This window comes from Pseudoalteromonas issachenkonii, assembly GCF_002310795.1.
In the GTDB taxonomy this organism is placed as follows: Bacteria; Pseudomonadota; Gammaproteobacteria; order Enterobacterales; family Alteromonadaceae; genus Pseudoalteromonas; species Pseudoalteromonas tetraodonis.
In genome coordinates, this window is record NZ_CP011030.1 from 2,933,596 (window position 1) to 2,948,719 (window position 15,124).

The 15,124-nt window shown below is 41.3% G+C and carries 13 protein-coding genes; 2 read left to right on the forward strand and 11 right to left on the reverse strand.

Annotated elements, in window-relative coordinates; genetic code table 11:
* Positions 1–35: 35 nt before the first annotated feature.
* From cgtA to rplU, 3 genes are all read right to left on the reverse strand, one after another.
* Positions 36–1,187, reverse strand: coding sequence for an Obg family GTPase CgtA (gene cgtA / locus PISS_RS13600; protein WP_058155266.1), 1,152 nt, complete (start codon positions 1,185–1,187; stop codon positions 36–38).
* A 154-nt stretch (positions 1,188–1,341) separates the two neighbouring features.
* Positions 1,342–1,599 carry a 50S ribosomal protein L27 gene (gene rpmA / locus PISS_RS13605; RefSeq protein ID WP_008114963.1) on the reverse strand — a complete coding sequence of 86 codons (258 nt, stop codon included), beginning with the start codon at positions 1,597–1,599 and terminating at the stop codon, positions 1,342–1,344.
* A gap of 16 nt (positions 1,600–1,615) precedes the next feature.
* Entirely contained in the window at positions 1,616–1,927 is a 312-nt protein-coding gene (rplU, locus tag PISS_RS13610) for a 50S ribosomal protein L21 (protein ID WP_004587921.1), read from the reverse strand.
* Positions 1,928–2,350: 423 nt separating this feature from the next.
* Between rplU and ispB the strand changes: the two genes are divergently transcribed.
* Positions 2,351–3,322 carry an octaprenyl diphosphate synthase gene (gene ispB / locus PISS_RS13615; RefSeq protein WP_058155267.1) on the forward strand — a complete coding sequence of 324 codons (972 nt, stop codon included), beginning with the start codon at positions 2,351–2,353 and terminating at the stop codon, positions 3,320–3,322.
* A gap of 76 nt (positions 3,323–3,398) precedes the next feature.
* On the opposite strand, the gene mdh is transcribed toward ispB, so the two are convergent.
* Positions 3,399–4,331, reverse strand: a complete 933-nt coding sequence (mdh, locus tag PISS_RS13620; RefSeq protein ID WP_013465922.1) for a malate dehydrogenase — start codon at positions 4,329–4,331, stop codon at positions 3,399–3,401.
* Positions 4,332–4,546: 215 nt separating this feature from the next.
* Between mdh and argR the strand changes: the two genes are divergently transcribed.
* On the forward strand, positions 4,547–5,014 hold the full coding sequence (gene argR, locus PISS_RS13625) for a transcriptional regulator ArgR (protein WP_008114955.1): 468 nt from the start codon (positions 4,547–4,549) through the stop codon (positions 5,012–5,014).
* A 57-nt stretch (positions 5,015–5,071) separates the two neighbouring features.
* Here the strand turns inward: argR and PISS_RS13630 are convergent, their stop codons facing one another.
* From PISS_RS13630 to aceF, 7 genes are all read right to left on the reverse strand, one after another.
* Positions 5,072–5,971 (reverse strand): Dyp-type peroxidase, encoded by a 900-nt coding sequence (locus PISS_RS13630; protein ID WP_013465923.1) that lies wholly within the window; start codon positions 5,969–5,971, stop codon positions 5,072–5,074.
* A 39-nt stretch (positions 5,972–6,010) separates the two neighbouring features.
* A complete protein-coding gene (locus PISS_RS13635) occupies positions 6,011–7,063 on the reverse strand; it encodes an ABC transporter ATP-binding protein (RefSeq protein ID WP_058155268.1) in 1,053 nt (350 codons plus the stop codon).
* On the reverse strand, positions 7,064–8,695 hold the full coding sequence (locus tag PISS_RS13640; protein ID WP_058155269.1) for an ABC transporter permease: 1,632 nt from the start codon (positions 8,693–8,695) through the stop codon (positions 7,064–7,066).
* Positions 8,695–9,699, reverse strand: coding sequence for a Fe(3+) ABC transporter substrate-binding protein (locus PISS_RS13645; RefSeq protein WP_058155270.1), 1,005 nt, complete (start codon positions 9,697–9,699; stop codon positions 8,695–8,697). The genes PISS_RS13640 and PISS_RS13645 overlap by 1 nt, the downstream gene beginning before the upstream one ends.
* An 884-nt stretch (positions 9,700–10,583) precedes the next feature.
* The gene (locus tag PISS_RS13650; RefSeq protein ID WP_033103968.1) at positions 10,584–11,270 is read right to left on the reverse strand and encodes a tRNA-uridine aminocarboxypropyltransferase; all 687 of its coding nucleotides are present in this window, start codon (positions 11,268–11,270) and stop codon (positions 10,584–10,586) included.
* A gap of 327 nt (positions 11,271–11,597) precedes the next feature.
* Complete coding sequence (lpdA, locus tag PISS_RS13660; RefSeq protein ID WP_013465928.1) at positions 11,598–13,025, reverse strand: dihydrolipoyl dehydrogenase; 1,428 nt, start codon at positions 13,023–13,025, stop codon at positions 11,598–11,600.
* A gap of 163 nt (positions 13,026–13,188) precedes the next feature.
* The gene (aceF, locus tag PISS_RS13665; RefSeq protein ID WP_058155272.1) at positions 13,189–15,114 is read right to left on the reverse strand and encodes a pyruvate dehydrogenase complex dihydrolipoyllysine-residue acetyltransferase; all 1,926 of its coding nucleotides are present in this window, start codon (positions 15,112–15,114) and stop codon (positions 13,189–13,191) included.
* Positions 15,115–15,124 lie beyond the last annotated feature (10 nt).

Genomic DNA, 15,124 nt, shown 5'->3' on the forward strand with positions numbered 1-15,124 from the left:
AAGGAGCGTTAGCTCCTTTTAAATATAAACAATTATTAACGCTCGTAGACAACTTCTACGTCGTAATCATCTTCATCCCAATCATCCCAGTCATCATCATCGCCTTTAGTGGCTTTTTGATGGTAGGTATCCCACTTAAATTCAACCTCTTCGTCTGCCACTTCAACAAACTTCTCTTTAGGCATGTTATCAAGTAGCGTCATGATGTCGTGAATTAATGGCTGCGTATTTAATTTATTAATTGCAGCAATACTGTAAATATTTTCAGACTCACCCAACTCTTCTGCAATTTGCTTACATAAGGCTTTGGCTTCATCTTCAGGCAATAAATCAATTTTATTAAATACTAACCAGCGTGGCTTTTCAGCAAGCTTAGGGCTGTACTGGTGTAGCTCGTTGATGATTGCAAATGCATTATCAACAGGGTTAGAGCCATCAACTGGCATTACATCTATAATATGTAAAAGCACACGACAACGCTCTAAATGCTTTAAGAAGCGAATACCTAATCCCGCACCCTCTGACGCGCCTTCAATCAAACCTGGAATATCAGCAATTACAAATGATTTGTTTGCTTCAGGACGAACAACCCCTAAGTTAGGAATCAGCGTAGTAAATGGATAATCAGCTACTTTAGGTTTTGCAGCTGACACACTGCGGATAAAGGTTGATTTACCTGCATTTGGTAAGCCTAGTAAGCCGACATCAGCCAGTAGCATTAGCTCTAACTTAAGGTTACGTACTTCACCCGGTGTGCCAAGTGTTTTTTGACGTGGAGCACGATTAGTACTTGATTTAAAACGCGCATTCCCCAAGCCATGGAAACCGCCTTTTGCAACCACAATTCGTTGACCATCTTGGGTTAAATCCCCTAATGATTCCTGTGTATCAACATCAATAATACGTGTACCAACAGGCACTTTAACGATCAGGTCTTCACCTTTTTTACCCGTACAATTACGGCTTTGACCGTTTGTACCGCGTTCTGCTCTGTGAAAACGCTCAAATTGATAGTCAATAAGGGTATTTAAGTTTTCATCAGCTTGTAGATAAACACTACCACCGTCTCCACCGTCACCGCCATCAGGTCCACCATCTGGAACATATTTCTCACGACGAAAAGACACGATGCCGCTGCCACCGTCACCAGCTTCTGCGCGAATTTCTACTTCATCTACAAACTTCATGATTACTCACTTTAGGGATTGGCTTGTTAATAACTCTATTATATACCTAAGTGGCCTATAGAGCACACTGAGCATAAAAACACTTGGGTATATATTTAAACATGCTTAAAACAAAAAACCCCGCAAAGGCGGGGTTTTTTAACTACCTTACTGATTACTCAGCTACGATAGTTACGTATTTACGGTTTAAAGGACCTTTTTGTTCAAACTGAACTTTACCATCTGCTTTTGCGAAGATAGTGTGGTCTTTACCGATACCTACGTTTGCGCCTGGGTGGAAACGAGTTCCACGCTGACGAACAATGATGCTACCCGCTAGAACTGATTCGCCACCAAAACGCTTAACACCTAGGCGTTTGCTTTCTGAATCGCGACCGTTACGAGTACTACCAGCTGCTTTTTTATGTGCCATTTCTAAGTACCTCTAATTAAGCGCTAATGCCAGTGATTTTAACTTCTGTGAACCATTGACGATGGCCCATTTGCTTACGAGAATGCTTACGGCGTCTAAATTTAACAACCTTAATCTTCTCACCGCGACCGTGTGAAACAACCTCAGCTGTTACTTTACCACCGTTTACGAACGGTACACCAATCTCGATCTTCTCACCATCAGCAACTAAAAGTACTGAATCAAATTCAACTGCTGCACCAGTTTCAACGTCTAATTTCTCAAGACGAATTGTTTGACCTTCAGTCACACGGTGCTGTTTACCACCACTTTGGAAAACCGCGTACATAATTAACTCCGTCTGTGCGCCCTCAAATCGACGCAACTAAAATATTCTTCAATAGGGCGCGAAGTTTACGCTAATGCGTAAAAACTAGCAAGCCTCTTTTTGTAATTAAATGAATAAAAAGTAGCTGCATTGAGAGCAATTCAATATTTCCTCTATTTTATATTAAAATCCCCCTTTGCCAAGCGCTTTTTAACGGTTACAGAAAATAAATTAGCAATAGCAAAGCGAGCCTATGTAGTTCAATTAACCGCCAAGGGTGATTCAAAATTAAACCAGGGTGTTTAATCAATTATTCACAAGGTTAATAGGTCATTTAACCTACTTAAGGGTGTTTTTTTAAGGAATCATCACAAAATATCGAGCTAATGCATTTTTTGTTGTACAATCTGCGCCGTTCACACATTAAAATTGGCTCGGAGATCAATGGATATAAAAGCTATCCAGGCGTTAATCGAAAGCGATATGAATGACGTCAATCAACTAATACATGCGCAAATGCGCTCAGATGTGGCGTTAGTTAATCAACTTGGTTTATATATTGTTAACAGCGGTGGCAAACGTGTTCGCCCTATGTTGGCTATTTTGGCGGCTAAAGCGCTAGGTTACCAAGGCAAAGATCACATTACGCTAGCAACTATCATTGAATTTATTCATACCGCAACGCTTTTACATGATGATGTTGTAGATGAATCTAATTTGCGCCGTGGCACACCTACAGCAAATGCTGAGTTTGGTAATGCTGCTAGCGTACTGGTGGGTGATTTTATTTACACCCGCTCGTTTCAGCTAATGGTGGGTCTTGGTAAAATGCAAATAATGCAAGTACTGGCTGATGCAACCAACATTATTGCTGAAGGTGAAGTGCTGCAATTAATGAACTGCAACGACCCTGATACCACTGAAGCCAGTTATATGCAGGTTATTTATTCTAAAACCGCCAAGCTATTTGAAGCAGCGACGGGTCTTGCGGCCATTATTACTGAGCAAGACGATAGTGTACTAGAGGCACTTAATTTGTATGGCATGCATTTAGGTACTGCTTTTCAGTTAGTGGATGATGTTTTAGATTACAACGCTGATGCCGACCAACTTGGTAAAAACATTGGCGACGATTTAGCTGAAGGTAAGCCGACGTTACCTCTTATATATGCAATGCAACACGGTAGTGAGCATCAAACACAGTTAATAAGAGACGCTATTGAGCACTGTAATGGTATGGAGCACCTTGACGAGATACTGGCTGCGCTCAAACATACCAATGCCCTTGAGTTCACAATGAAAAAAGCCGAGCAAGAAGCTAATAAAGCAATTGCCTGTTTAGATTGCTTAGCTGAGTCGAGTTACAAGCAAGCACTAATTAGCTTAGCTAGAATAGCGGTTGACCGCGACCACTAAGTAATACTGTGTAGATAATTCCGAGCAATAAAAAAGCCTGCAAATGCAGGCTTTTTTTATGGGTTAATTTTGGCTATTACGCCATAAAATCAACACCTTCTTTGATATCTTTTTTCAGCGTTTCAAGCATGTCATTTTTAGCTTGCTCTTCAAATGCGCTTAGAGTGCCGTAAGAAAGAATTTCTTCTACGCCATTTTTGCCTAAACGTACCGGGTGTGCAAAGTACTCTGCATCGCCATTTTCAACAGCAACGTATGCATAATCTACAACGTCTTCACCTTGTAAGCCTTTAACTAAAGACATACAAAAACGTGCTGCAGCAGCACCCATAGATAATGTTGCAGAACCACCGCCCGCTTTAGCATTAACTACTTCAGTACCTGCGTTTTGGATACGAGGAGTTAGTGTAGCTACTTCTTCATCAGTGAAAGTAACACCTTCAACTTGAGAAAGTAACGGTAGAATGGTTGTGCCTGAGTGGCCACCAATCACTGGTACTTTAACACTTGCTACGTCTACGCCTTTAAGTTCAGCAATAAACGCTTCAGAACGGATCACATCTAAAGTTGTAATACCAAATACACGCTTAGCATCGTAAGTACCTGCTTTTTTGAATACTTCAGCAACAATCGGTACAGTTCCATTAACTGGATTAGTGATAATACCTACAAGCGCTTTAGGACAGTTAGCAACAATGCCTTCTGCTAATGTTTTAATGATACCAGCGTTAACATTAAATAAATCAGCACGATCCATACCTGGCTTACGTGGCATACCCGCTGGGATTAAAACAATATCACAACCTGTTAATGCTTTATCTAGTGCATCTGCACCAAAACCTTCAACTTTTACATCTGTTGGGATATGAGAAAGGTCAACAGCAACACCAGGAACTACTGGCGCAACATCATATAGTGATAATTCTGAACCAGCTGGTAAGCCTGTTTTTAATAATAAAGACAACGCTTGACCGATACCACCTGCAGCACCTAATACAGCAACTTTCATTGGAATTCTCCGTGATTTGAGGAAGGAAATATTTGTGGTTTATAAGATAAAGAAATTAGCGACTAAAAACAAATTTATCCTGCCTATTTTAGCTATATTTTCGACCATAGTTGTAAACTTTGCTGTTTAAACGCAGCAAAACCTAAACAACTGCTGCATAAATATGCATTTTTGTGTAGAATTTGCAGTATCGACAACATAACTAATTAGACACTATGCAACCACAAGACAAACAAGAAGCATTGGTAAAAGCCTTTAAAGCACTTTTAAAAGAAGAGAATTTTGGCTCACAAGGCGAAATAGTTGACGCATTAAAAGAACAAGGCTTTGATAATATTAGCCAAAGTAAAGTGTCGCGGATGTTAAGTAAGTTTGGCGCGGTACGCACCCGCAATGCAAAACAAGAAATGGTGTACTGTTTACCTGCCGAAATGGGTGTACCAACCGCTAAAAGCCCGTTACGCCAGTTAGTTATTGACATTATGCATAACGAAATGATGATTATTATTCGCACCAGTCCTGGGGCTGCTCAGCTAATTGCCCGTTTACTTGACTCATTAGGTAAAGCAGATGGCGTATTAGGAACAATTGCCGGCGATGACACTATTTTTATTGCGCCAGCGAAAGTATCAGAAATAGACCTCACATTAGAGCGTGTGCGTATTTTGTTTGATACGGTTTAAACTCGTTTGGTTATCACTGTTACGGCTATACTAATACGTAGCCGTTACTGGCTTGTTTTATAGCTGCTTTAGAAATCGCACTGAGGGTGCAAAAAACGCAGAGCCCATATCTGCTTGAGTAAAATCAAGCCAATGGTCGTAATACTCCCCCTGCCCTAATCGGCTATTGAGTACTTTCTCGAACGCATCCCCTTTAGCCGAGCACGTAATCATTAACATCCCCTGCTCATACACGTCGCCATAAGGCATACTTTGATTTAGTAATAATGCTTGCCCCTGTTCATCTTTTAATTCACTTCGGGTTGCATGGCTGCTTTCAAGTGCGGGGCTTATTAGGGTATTGTCGAGACGAGTACGCCCCATTATTTGTTCTTGTTCTTGCAACGACAAGTGCTGCCATAACGTTAAGTCATGCTTATAGCGCTGAACATGAATATAGCTGCCTTGATCTTCAAAGCTATCAGGCTTATTAACGAGGGCCGTTACCCGTTTTTGACGACCATGCGGAGTATCGCCCGCATAAATAAAACCATTAAAATCACGGCCATCTAGAAAACGAAAATTACGAATTTGCTCCACCAGCTCAACATCAGGGTTGAAAAGTTTTAATATTTGCAATGCAAACAGGTGGTTTACATCTTCTCTGTCTGAGCGGATTTGTACAAATAAATCGCATGGCCTTGCACTCATCACAAAATCGCTATGGGTGATATTAGGAAAGCTTTGCAGCTCACTTGGCATATAATCGGGCAGAATGTGTGGCCAATATTGCGCGCCAATGGCGACCATACAAGAAAGCATAGATTCAGAGAACTGATCACTAAACTCATCTTCAATATCGCTCACTTTTTTAAGCTTAGCGCGAAGTGATTCGTCGTGACCATCAAGTACATTAAAAAATAAGTGCAAACCGTGTAAGTTTGCTTCAGCACAAATCCCTGATTGCGCTTGCGCCATTGTTATTCCTTACTTTTTAGAGCAAAACACAGCGATTAATTACGATTCAAAAAAATTCACCGTGTGCGGTTTTATTTTTATTATAACCTGTTCATTAATTTCAAATGACTGGCCATACTGGGCTGCAACTTCTATTTCTTGCTCAGCAATAACCACAGTGTATACATAAGCAGAGCCAATAAAGCGACTACTTAATATACTAACCCGCTCAGATTGCTGTTGAGTATCGTTATTACTAGCAAGTTCAAGTTGATGCGGACGCACATAAATAACGCCCTTATCGGCCACGCCATACTGCTGTGGCTGTATTGATTCAACCACCCCAAACTGCGTTTGATATTCAGTGGCGGTTAATACGGTTGCGCTTAAGTATATGCCCTGACCCAGAAACTCTGCAACATCCTTTGAACGTGGTTTAGCAAAAAGCTGTTCTGGCGTACCTTGCTGCGCAATTTTACCTTGGTGCATAACCGCAAGTGTATCTGAAAAAGCAAACGCCTCTTCTTTTGAGTGAGTAACAAACACAGCCGATACTTGCTGCGCCTTAATAATGCGCCTAATGTCGGCAATTAACTCAAATCGTACTTGGGTATCAATATTAGAAAATGGCTCGTCAAGTAACAGTAAGCTAGGTTTATAAGCTAATGCGCGTGCAATCGCTACTCGTTGTTGTTGCCCACCAGAGAGTTGATGAGGGTACCTATCGGCGCAGCCCACCAAATGTACCAGCTTTAGCATTTCACTAACGCGTGCGTGTTTATCTGCTTTGCTCATGCCGCTTAGCCCAAACGCAATATTATTAGCCACCGTTAAATGCGGAAATAACGCATAGTCCTGAAACATCATGCCAATATTACGATGCTCTGGTGAAACAAACGTATTAGCATCACTGACTAGCTTACCATCAATAAATACCTGCCCTTGTTTGGCCTCAATTAAACCTGCAATCGCTTTTAATGTGGTCGTTTTACCGCAGCCACTGGCACCGAGTAAACACACTATTTCGTCTTTACCTAAGGTTAAATCTAAATTATCTATCACCTTAGTCCCGTTATATGCATAGCTCACGCCTTGTAAAATCAAACTACTCATTTAGCTACGTTGCTCCATTGAACGGTTAATAAAATATAACGGAATAAACCCCACCACCACAATAAACAAAGCCGATATAGAGGCCAGCTCTAATTGTTCATCGCTTACATACTGAAACACATGAGTTGCTAAGCTTTCAAAATCAAAAGGCCTTAACAACAAAGCTGCGGGTAGCTCTTTCATACACTCGATAAAGACCAATAAACCGGCGGTTAATAAGCCTCGGCGTAATAAAGGTAAGTGCACTAAGCGTAATGTGCGCCCTTGGCTTTTTCCCATTGACTGGCTTGCCATATCAAGGGAGGGACTAATGCGTGAAAAGCTCGACTCAATAGCTCCGTGTGCAACGGCGTAAAACCGCACTATATAAGCAAAAATAATAGTGAGTAAGCTGCCAGTAAGTAATAAACCAATATCTAAATCATAAGGAGCTAAAGTGCGGTTGATAGTATTTTCTAATAGGGTGAGTGGCAACAATACCGCTATCGCTAATACTGTGCCGGGTAACGCATAGCCCGTACTGGCCAAACGCCCGGGTATTAATGGATTTGTTTGTTTAGCAATGCGCTGATAAAACACCACTAAAACACTCAGTATAATAGTCACCGCACTGACTACAGCCGCCACTTTTAAACTTTGCCATGCATAGCTAAAAAACTCACTATTCCACGCTTGATCAAAATACATAACCGCGTATTTGAGCAATACAACCATTGGAATAATAAACGAAATAATTAAAATAAAGCTACAAAACCCCGTTGCTAGCCACGCAGATTTGCCTTTGAGGATATAAAGCGCTTCACTGTTCACACTCGATTGACGCTCAAATACCGCTTGGTTACGACGGCTAAAACGCTCGGTGATCAATGCTAAGAACAGCAATAACAACATCACCCCTGAAATTTTTGCTGCTGCAGTTAATGAATAATAGCCAAACCAAGTATCGTATACGGCAGTGGTTAATGTACTGACAGCAAAATAGCTTACGGTGGCAAAATCAGCCATGGTTTCCATGCTGATCAAAGCAAGTGCCGCTACAATGGCACCGCGGGATAATACAAGGCTGACTTTAAAAAAGCTTTTCCATGCATTTAGCCCCATTAACTGACTGGCTTGGACTAACTTAAAAGATTGTTCTCGCAGTGCAGTTTTAAAAATTAAATATAAATACGGGTAGAGTACCAGCGCAATCATAACAATAGCCCCTGGTAAGGTGCGTATATCAAAAAACCAGTAATCACTTGGCGACTGCCAACCAAACCACTCTCTTAGAGTTATTTGTACCGGCCCCGCATAATCGAGTAAATCGGTGTACACATAAGCAATAATATAAGTAGGCATGGCAAGAGGCAGCATCAGTGCCCATTCAAATTGTTTTTTACCAGGAAAACGGCAATAAGCAGTTAACCAACCCAGCGGCAATGCAATGGCGCAACTAAGCAGCCCTACACCTAAAACAAGTAATACTGTATTGCTTATATAGTCCCACAGTACGGTATTCCACAGGTGGGTAAATACCTCTGAGTCGCCTTGTAAAGATTCTAATAGTAGGAAAAACAACGGGGTCGACAGCAATAACCCCGTCGACCACGCAATAAGCTGCCATTTTGACAGCTGAAATTTATAAGTCATTAAAGATCGAACTTCACCTCATCAATTAGCTTAAGGGCTAACGGACGATATTTGCTAATTTCATCAAGCGGTAAGCTGTCTTCCTTAAAGCTTCCCCATGATGCAACCAAACTAGAAAGTTTCACACCTGGCTTAACCGGATACTCCATATTGAGCGAGGCATACATATTTTGCGCCTTATTGTCTGTCATATACTCTATGAGTTTCAAGGCATTTTCAGGGTTTTTAGCATACTTAGTAATAACCGCACCCGATACATTTATATGTGATCCTCGGTCAGTTTGATTTGGAAAGTTAATATGAACGGCTTCAGCCCATGGTTTTTGTGCTTCGTCTTGCAGCATTTTGCCCAAGTAATAACTATTACCTAAGGCTAAATTACATAAACCTTCTTTAACCGCTTTAACTTGCGCTCGATCGTTACCTTGAGGTTTACGCGCTAAATTAGCTTTTACACCCTCAAGCCATGTTTTCGTCTGTGCTTCACCATGATGAGCAATCATAGAAGCCACAAGGCCTAAGTTATATGGGTGTTTGCCAGAGCGAGTACAAATTTGTCCTTTGTATTGCGGCTCAGCAAGCGCTTCGTAGGTAAGGTTAGGCAATGCGCCTAAACGCTCTTTTGAAGAGTAAACATTACGCACGCGCTTAGTGAGCGCTACCCACTGACCATCGCCATCACGAAATGCCGCCGGGACATTATTATTAACCAGCTCGCTTTCGATGGTTTGCGTAAGATTTAGCTCTTCTAATTGAATTAAAGCACTAAAGTTTGAGGTTAAAACTAAATCGGCTTTGCTGTGTTTACCTTCACGCTTAACACGTTCTATTAAGCCTTTTTTAGCAAACACCACATTGGTTTTAATGCCCGTTTGCTGTGTAAAATCGTCTAAAATAGGTTTAATTAAAAAAGGTTGTCGAAATGAGTAAATATTCACAATATCGGTTGCAACAGCCGGTGCTGAGGCAATTAACCCAACAACAAGCGCGAGTGTTTTTTTCATATTGTCTTACCTAACTAATAATTATTATCATTAATTTTACCGCGATGAACTAAAAAGTGCACACTTTATATAATCACTTCGTGATAAATACGCCCAAAAAAGAAAACCCTTGTAAGACATCTCTTACGCTTATGACAGCTAATGAGTAAAAACACTCTGTATAACACCACAAAAACATAGCAAGTTATTGTATTTTATATAATTTAAAAATATTTCATTTGTAAGAACCAAAACCATAAGCGGTTTTATCCTACATTTACTGCAAATCACTCTCTATAATTAACCCATAAATAAGCAACGACGCTTACCGAGTAAATGGGAACGGACTAACTACTCGAATACCAAGGTTTGGTTTTTAGGATAACAGGGATTTAAGGACAGGCTCAGGATGAGTATCGCAATGGAATGTTGCATAAGGGATAGCATCAGGATGATGCGTAATGGATAACAACACGGAAAAGTTGTTGCTAAAGGATAAGGAATAAAACGGACAGGCCTTAGGGCAACACAACGGAATGGTAGCAAAAGGAATGCACTCGGATGTGCAATAAGGATTGGTAATAGATTTTACCTTACAGGATGTTTTAGGGATTTATGGAGACAGGCCCGGATAGCCTATATTACATAGAACTAGAAAGTAATATTGTAATAACACGGAATGTAAAAATTGGAGTTGATTAGGTTCAATTGCAGGATGCAACAAAGTTAGAAGATTCCGCAAGCGCGACTAGAGATGGTTCGCGCTTTTCTTTTGCCTGAAAATCAGCGGTCAGCGGTCAGCGGTCAGCGGTCAGCGGTCAGCGGTCAGCGGTCAGCCAAGATTATATACATTCAAACTATGAACAAACATTAAATCCAGCCTTTTCGTATCAACATCTTGCAGTTTATTCCGGCCTGCCTTTGTTGCGCTTACCGAGTAAATAGGCGTCGCGAAATTTGATAAAATGCTGTTCTAATTTAGTACTCGCATCAACTTCACCAGCCAATGCCAATACCATAATAGCCACTTCTGCCGTACCTAACTGGTGAGCATGGGGTGCTACACGTAATCGGTAATCTGAGAGCTTTTGTGCGGTAATAGAAAGCACGGGCAAATTATCTAGATAAGGACTTTTGCGGATCATTTTTTTAGCTTCACGCCATGTACCATCTAAGAATATAAATAAAGGCGTTTTACCTGCAACAGGCTCTACTTGCGTTACTACTCTATCTGTTTCAACATCTTCTGCAGGAAAAATCACAAAAGGCTGATATTTATCATTATTCAATAATGCTAATAAAGCAGGATCTGGGGAGGTTCTATCCCAGCGAAACGCATAATTATCAGGGACTATTTCAGCAATTAAACGCCCTGTATTAGACGGTTTAAAACTTTCATTATGATACATCAGTAAACAAACCGCAGCGTCGCAACTTGCATACTCAGCGCCCTCACAAATACAGTAATGCTTGGCAATTAAGCATTGCTCACAGCGGTCCATCTTACCGCCCCGGGCATTAAACTCGCGTCGAGATTCACTTATTTGCTGGGCACGTAACGCTAAAACTGAATTTTTGAAACCTTGAGTCACTGTGGTTTATTACCTATAAATTGATGGCTGCGCATTGTAGCTAAAATAAAAGGGAATAGATATCTGCGGGCTGCGGGCTGCGATAAAACATCGAGCTTTTTACAAGCATAATTTTTATATTGCAGGCGTGAATTTATCTCGCGCAGGTTTAATTTTGAGGCTTTAAGCCCGTTGCCCGGCACTCGCAGCTCGACATGCTTTAGTCTTTGTTTTTGCACCATAGAGACGCTGCGCTACACAGAACAATCTTTTGCTAAACCCTGAGGCTATAAAAACAAAAAACCCAGGCCGAGGCTTGGGTTTTTTATCGCGATTAACTAAAAGAAATTACTTCTTCTTTTTAACTGCTTTTTTGTTTGGTAAATCAGTGATTGAACCTTCAAAAATTTCAGCTGCAAGGCCGATTGATTCGTTCAATGTTGGGTGAGCATGAATTGTTAGCGCTAGGTCTTCACCATCTGCACCCATTTCAATACCTAGACCGATTTCGCCCAGCATTTCGCCTGCGTTAATACCAATCATAGCACCACCGATAATACGGCCGCTTTCTTTATCAAAAATAAGCTTAGTAGAACCTTCAGTACGTGAAGAAGCAATTGCACGACCCGATGCAGCCCAAGGGAATACTGCTGTTTCAATGCTTAAACCTTGCTCTTTCGCTTCTTTTTCAGTTACACCCGCCCATGCAATTTCAGGGTCAGTGTAAGCAATTGAAGGAATACACTTAGGATCAAAGTAATGTTTTTGACCAGAGATAACTTCTGCTGCAACATGACCTTCATGAACCGCTTTATGCGCAAGCATAGGCTGACCCACTAAGTCACCAATTGCAAAAATATGTTCTACGTTAGTACGTAATTGCTTATCAACGTTAATAAAACCACGCTCATCAACATTCACACCCGCTTTATCAGCGTCTAACATATTACCATTTGGTGTACGACCTACAGCAACAAGTACTTTGTCGTAACGTACTGGCTCTGCTGGTGCATTTTTGCCTTCAAACGTAACATATAAACCGTCGTCTTTTGCTTCAACGCCAGTTACTTTAGTTGAAAGCATCACGTTAAACTTGTCTTTAACATGCTTTTGGTAAATTTTTATGATGTCTTTATCAGCAGCAGGAACAAGTTGGTCTGCAAATTCTACAACATCAATTGCAGAACCTAGTGCACGGTAAACCGTACCCATTTCTAGACCAATAATACCACCACCTAAAACAAGTAGCTTTTCAGGAACATCTTTAAGCTCTAGCGCACCCGTTGAATCAATAACGCGATCATCTTCTGGGATGAAAGGTAAGTTTACAGGTTTAGAACCCGCAGCAATAATTGCGTTATCAAAGGTAATGGTTGTTTTACCGTCAGCGCCTTCAACGTCTAAAGTATTGCTACCAGTAAATTTACCGTAACCAGATACAACTTTTACTTTACGCATTTTAGCCATGCCGTCTAAGCCACCTGTAAGCTGGCCAACAACAGACTCTTTCCAAGAACGAACTTCATCTAAGTCAATTTTTGGTGCGCCAAAAGTAACGCCGTGAGATGACATTTCTGCAGCATCATCAATCACTTTAGCTACGTGTAAAAGTGCTTTAGAAGGAATACAACCAACATTAAGACATACACCGCCTAATGTCTCGCGAGATTCTACTAATGTAACTTCTAAGCCCAAGTCAGCAGCGCGAAAAGCCGCAGAGTAACCACCAGGACCACCGCCTAGTACAACAACTTGAGTTTTTAATTCGTTGCTCATGCTATTACCTTTATTGTTTGAACGGGACACAGCCCCAAAATTTAACTGCCATGTTTCTGCAAGGCAGAAAAGGGCATTTGTGCAAATATTGTATCATTGCAAATGATAAAAATCCCAGCTAAAAACAACTGGCTGGGATTTGATTTTACTCACTCTGTAGTGATCACATCACTAACTGGCGTATATCACTCATGTAACTTGCAAGAGTAACAGTAAAGCGTGCAGCAAGTGCACCGTCAATCACTCTATGGTCGTAAGACATTGAAAGTGGAACCATTAGCTTAGGTTCAAACTCTTTACCATTCCACTTAGGCTTCATTTCAGATTTAGACACACCTAAAATAGCCACCTCTGGTGCATTCACAATCGGCGTAAATGCCGTACCGCCAATACCACCTAGGCTTGAAATAGTAAAACAACCACCTTGCATATCTGATGAACTTAACTTGCCATCACGTGCTTTAACAGATACTTCCATTAGTTCACGAGAGAGTTCAATAATGCCTTTTTTATCAACATCTTTAAATACTGGCACAACCAAGCCATTAGGCGTATCAACCGCTACACCAATGTTGATGTACTTTTTAAGGATTAAGCTTTCGCCATCCTCAGAAAGTGATGAGTTAAATGTCGGGAACTCAGCAAGCGCTTTAGCTGCTGCTTTCATTACAAACACGAGTGGCGTAATTTTAACACCCAGCTTTTTCTTCTCGTTAAGCGCGTTTTGCTCTTTACGGAACTGCTCAAGGCTCGTGATATCCGCTTCATCAAACTGGGTAACATGTGGGATTTGCACCCAGTTACGGTGTAAGTTTTTACCTGATAGCTTTTGAATACGAGAGAGTTTTTTCTCTTCAATTTCACCAAACTTAGCAAAATCAACTTTTGGCCACGGAATTAATCCAAGCTCACCGCCACCGGCATTGCCTTTAGCTGCAGGTACTTGACCGGATTCAACTTGCTTAACCAGTTGCTTAACATAGTTTTGCACGTCTTCTTTAACAACACGGTTTTTACGACCTGTGCCTTTTACGTTCGCAAGGTTAATACCAAACTCACGTGCTAAACGACGAACAACTGGCGATGCATGAGCATAAGCGCTGTTGTTTTCAAAGCTTTCGGCACTTGCTTTTTCAGGCGCAGCAGTTGGTTTTGACACTGCTTGAGCCGCTGGCTTAGATTCAGCCTTTGGCTCGTCTTGTTTTGCAGGCGCGTCACTTGGTGCACTACCCGCCACTTCAAATACAAAAATCAGGGAACCCGTTTTAACTTTATCGCCTGTTGCTACTTTAATTTCTTTTACAGTACCAGCAAACGGCGCCGGTACTTCCATAGCAGCTTTATCGCCTTCAACGTTTAAGATAGATTGCTCTTCTTCTACGCTATCGCCAACCGCAACCATGACTTCTGTTACTTCAACTTCGTCATCACCAATATCCGGTACGCTAACTTCTTTAGTGCTTGATTCTGACGCTTTAGATGAAGCAGCTTTTTCAGCAGGCTTCTCTTGCGTTTTTGAATCACTTGCAGGTGCAGTTTCGTTACCACCACCAGCGACTTCAAAAACAAACACTAATGAGCCCGTTTTCACTTTGTCACCAGTATTTACTTTAATTTCTTTTACAGTGCCAGCAAAGGGTGCAGGTACTTCCATGGCGGCTTTATCGCCTTCAACGTTTAAGATAGATTGCTCTTCTTCTACGCTATCGCCAACCGCAACCATCACTTCAGTCACTTCAACTTCATCATCGCCAATATCTGGCACAGTCACTTCTTTGGTTGACGAGCCCGATGACGCAGCCGGTGCTGCTTCCTCGGTTTTTTCAGCTTCTTTAGAGTCAGCAGCAGGGTTTTGCGCTTCACCTTCAAAGATGAACACTAAACTGCCTGTGGTTACTGTATCGCCCACATTTACTTTAATTTCTTTTACCGTACCCGCTTGTTCAGCAGGTACTTCCATCGCAGCTTTATCGCCTTCAACACTTAATAGTGATTGGTCAACTTCAACTTTATCGCCAACGCTCACTAGTATTTCGGTTACTTCTACTTCATCGCCACCGATATCAGGTACTTTAATTTCAATACTCATTGCAAACCTC